Annotated in this window: 2 protein-coding genes; both read left to right on the top strand. The window is 75.1% G+C overall.

What is annotated here, in order from left to right; genetic code table 11:
- Nucleotides 1-3,640 (top strand): type I polyketide synthase (locus tag C1I98_RS35835; RefSeq protein WP_146607847.1); only part of this gene is annotated, 3,640 nt, incomplete at its 5' end.
- A gap of 45 nt (nt 3,641-3,685) precedes the next feature.
- Nucleotides 3,686-4,492 (top strand): proteasome subunit beta (gene prcB / locus C1I98_RS35840; RefSeq protein ID WP_111171736.1); only part of this gene is annotated, 807 nt, incomplete at its 3' end.

The following is a 4,492-nucleotide window of genomic DNA, read 5'->3' on the forward strand; positions in this document are numbered from 1 at the left end:
GGCGGAGCTGCTGGCCGGGCTGGAGGAGCTCACCTCCGCTGGTGTGGCCGGTGATGTGGGCAAGGTGGTGTGGGTCTTCCCCGGTCAGGGCGCGCAGTGGCAGGGGATGGGCCGGGAGCTGGCGGCCTCCTCCACGGTGTTCCGGGAGGCGGTGGAGGAGTGCGCGGCGGCGTTCGGGCCGTTCGTGGACTGGTCCCTGGTGGACGTACTGGCCGGTCGGGCCGATGAGTCGTGGCTGGAACGGGTGGACGTGGTGCAGCCCGCGCTGTTCGCGATGATGGTCGGGCTGGCGCGGGTGTGGCGTGCGCACGGGGTCGAGCCGGACGCGGTGATCGGCCACTCCCAGGGCGAGATCGCCGCCGCGTACGTCGCCGGGGCGCTGTCCCTTCCGGACGCCGCCCGCGTCGTGACGCTGCGCAGCCGGGCGCTGGTCCGGCTGGCCGGGACCGGCGGGATGGCCGCGATCACCCACCCGGTGGCCGAGGTGGACCGGCTGGTCGCCCGGTACGACGGGCGGCTGTCGGTCGCGGCCGTCAACGGCCCGGCCGCCGCCGTGGTCGCGGGCGAGGCGGGCGCGCTGGACGACCTGCTGGCCGAGTGCGAGGCACAGGAGATCCACGCCCGCAAGGTCGCCGTGGACTACGCCTCGCATTCGAGGGCCGTGGAGTCGATCCGCGACGAGCTGCTGCGGGACCTCGCCCCCATCAGCCCGCGCGCCTCCCGGGTACCGCTGCACTCCACCGTGACCGGTGACGTCCTGGACACGCGGAAGATGGACGCGGGCTACTGGTACGACAACCTGCGGCACACCGTCCGCTACGCCGACACCGTGCGCGCGCTGATCCGCGCGGGCCACCGCGCGTTCATCGAGCTGAGCCCGCACCCGGTGCTCACCCTCGGCACCCAGCAGACCGCCGAGAGCGCCGGGGCCGACGTGGTGACGGCCGGTTCGCTGCGCAAGGGCGAGGGCGGCGCGCGGCGGCTGCTGACCTCGATGGCGGAGGTCTTCGTGCGCGGCGTCGAGGTGGACTGGACGCCCGCGTTCGGGGCCGGGGCCCGGCGGGTGGACCTGCCGACGTACCCGTTCCGGCGGGAACGCCACTGGCTGCGCGACACCCACCCGAACGCTGGGGCCCCGGTCGCGGCGGTACACCCCTTCGCCGGCAGCGCGGTCGAACTCGCGGGCGGGCACGGGTGGCTGTGCACCGGCCGCCTGTCGCTCGGCGCGCACCCGTGGCTGTCCGGCCACACGCTGCTGGACGCCGCGGTGTTCCCCGGCACCGGCTTCGTGGAACTGGCCCTGCTCGCCCGCGACCGCACCGGCGCGGGCCAGGTCGAGGAGCTGACCCTTCAGGTGCCGCTGGTGATCCCGGAGGACGGCGTTCTGGAACTCCAGATGCTGGCCGGCGCCGCCGACGGGTCCGGCAGGCGGACGCTCAACGTGTACTCCCGCCCCGACGGTGAGAACGCCTGGACCCACCACGCCACCGGCGTGCTCGCGCCCGGCGACGCCGCGCCCCCCGCGCCGGAGTCGTGGCCGCCGCCGGACGCGGTACCGGTGGCCATCGGCGACCATTACCGGCGGCAGGCCGAGCGCGGCATCGGCTACGGGCCGGAGTTCCAGGGGCTGCGGGCGGTGTGGCGGCGCGGGGAGGATGTGTTCGCCGAGGTTCGGCTGCCGGACGGGCTGCCCAGGGGCTTCGGCGTCCACCCCGCGCTGCTCGACGCGGCGCTCCAGGCGGTGGCGGCGGGCGGGCTGCTCGACGGCGACGACCCGCGCGGGCGGCTGCCGTTCTCGTGGAGCGGGGTGCGACGGTACGGGGCGGGCGGCGCGTCCGCGCTGCGGGTGCGGCTGACCCGCACCGGGGCGGACGCCATCGCCCTCACCGCGGCCGACGACGGCGGCGCGCCGGTCGTGTCCGTCGATTCGCTGGTGCTGCGGCCCATGTCGCCCGAGCAGATCCGCGACGCGCGCGGCGTCCACAAGGACGGCCTGTTCCGCGTGGACTGGGTACCGGCCCCCGCCGCCGCCCCCGCCACCGGGACCTGCGCGGTCATCGACGCCGACCCGCTCGGGCTGGAGAAGACGCTCACCGCGGCCGGGCTGACCTGCCGCAGTCGTCCCTCGCTGTCGGCTCTGGCCGAGGACGGCCCGGTTGCTGATGTGGTGCTGGTGACGTGCCTGTCCGATTCACTCCCGGCGATGGCTCCCGCCGTACGGCAGGCCACGGGACGGGCGCTGGCGTTCGTGCGCGAATGGCTGGCGCTGGACCGGTTCGCCGCCTCCCGCCTGGTGTTCGTCACCCGGGGCGCGGTCGCGGCGGACGACGGCGACGACGTACCGGACCTCGCCGCCGCCCCCGTCTGGGGGCTGGTGCGGTCGGCGCAGTCGGAGGCCCCCGGCCGGTTCACGCTGGTGGACGTGGACGACGGCGGGGCGCTCCCCGCCGCGCTCGCCTCCCCGGAACCCCAGCTCGCCGTACGCCGGGGGACGGTGCTCGTGCCGCGCCTGGCCGCCGTGCCCGCATCCGCTGTTGGACCGGCATGGGACCCGGACGGCACGGTACTGGTCACCGGCGGCATGGGCACGCTGGGCGCGGCCCTCGCCCGGCACCTGGTCACCCGGCACGGGGTGCGCCGGCTCGTGCTCGCCGGGCGGCGCGGCGGCGGTACGCCCGAGGCCGCTCGGCTGGACGCCGAGCTGACCGCCCTCGGCGCGCACGTCACCCGGGCCGCCTGCGACGTGAGCGACCGGGACGCGCTGGCCCGCCTACTGGCCGGCATCCCCGCGGAGCACCCGCTGACCGGGATCGTGCACGCGGCGGGCGTACTCGACGACGGTGTCGTCACCTCGCTCACCCCCGAGCGCCTGGACCGGGTGTTCGGGCCGAAGGTGGACGCCGCGCTCAACCTGCACGAGCTGGCGGGGGACCTGCCGCACTTCGTGCTGTACTCGTCCTTCGCGGGCACGTTCGGCACGTCCGGGCAGGCGAACTACGCGGCGGCCAACGCGTTCCTGGACGCCCTGGCCCATCGGCGGCGGCGGTCCGGCCGGGCGGCCGTGTCGATCGCCTGGGGCCTCTGGGCGCAGGCAAGCGGCCTGACCGGCCACCTGGGCGAGCGTGATCTGGCCCGGCTGGCGGCCTGGGGCCTGGCCCCGATGCCGTCGGAGCGCGCGCTCGCGCTGTTCGACGCGGCGAGCGCGGGGGACGCGGCGCACGCCGTCGCGGTACGGCTGGACACCATGGCCCTGCGCGCGCAGGCCGCGAACGGTCCGGTCGCGCCGCTGCTGCGCGGCCTGGTCCGCGCCCCCCGGCGGACGGAGCCGAGCACGCCGGGGGCGACCTTGGCGAAGCGGGTGGCCGAGGCGTCCGGCGGCGAGCGCGAACGCCTCCTGCTGGACGCGGTACTGGCCCAGGTCGCCTCGGTACTGGGGCACGCCTCGCCGGAGCGGGTGGACCCCGGCCGCTCGCTGCGCGAGCTGGGCTTCGACTCGCTGACCGGCGTCGAACTGCGCAACAAGCTGAACGCGGTGACCGGGCTGCGGCTCCCGGCCACGCTGGTGTTCGAGCACCCGACACCGGTACGGCTGGCCCGGTTCCTGGACGGCAGGCTGTCTGGCGGCGGCGGCGCGGGCTAGCATCGGGGAGGCGGGTGCCGCATGAGGCGAGGGAGTGCGCTTGTGATGATGGGTCCTGGAGTGGAAGAGCCGTCGTTCTTCTCCCACCACACCTCCTCGTTCCTCGACCTGATGGAGTCCCATCGGGCCGAGCTGCTGCCATGGAACCGCGTTGACGAGCCGTCCGGCGAGACCTTGGAGATCCCGCACGGCACGACCGTCCTGGCCGCCGCCTTCCCCGGCGGCGTGGTCATGGCGGGCGACCGCCGCGCGACGTCCGGCAACATGATCGTCAACCGGGAGCTGGAGAAGGTCGCGGTGGCCGACGACTTCTCGCTGATCGCCTACGCGGGGGCGGTCGGCATGGCGGTGGAGCTGATCCGGTTGTTCCGCTTCGAGTTGCAGCACTACGAGAAGGTGCAGGGCCGCACGCTGTCCACGAACGGCAAGGCCAACCGGCTCGCCTCGATGGTCCGGGCCAACCTCCCCGCCGCGGCGCTGGGCGTGGTCGCCCTGCCGCTGTACGCGGCCTACGACGAGTCCGAGGGCCGCGGCCGTATCTTCAGCTACGACGTCGGTGGCGGCCCCTACGAGGAACGCGAGTTCCACGCCCTCGGCTCAGGCTCCGTCTTCGCCCGAGGCGCCCTGAAGAAGCTCTACCGGCCCGACCTCACCGAGGCCGAACTGGCCCGGGTATGCGTCGAGGCCCTGTACGACGCGGCCGACGACGACACCGCCACCGGTGGCCCCGACACCTTCAGAGACATCTACCCCGTCCTGACCGTCGCCACGGCAGAGGGCGCCCGCCGCTACTCCGACGAAGAATCCGCCACCATAGCCCGCGCCGTAGTCGACACCCGCATGACCCACCCC

This window comes from Spongiactinospora gelatinilytica, from assembly GCF_003236385.1.
In the GTDB taxonomy this organism is placed as follows: domain Bacteria; phylum Actinomycetota; class Actinomycetes; order Streptosporangiales; family Streptosporangiaceae; genus Spongiactinospora; species Spongiactinospora gelatinilytica.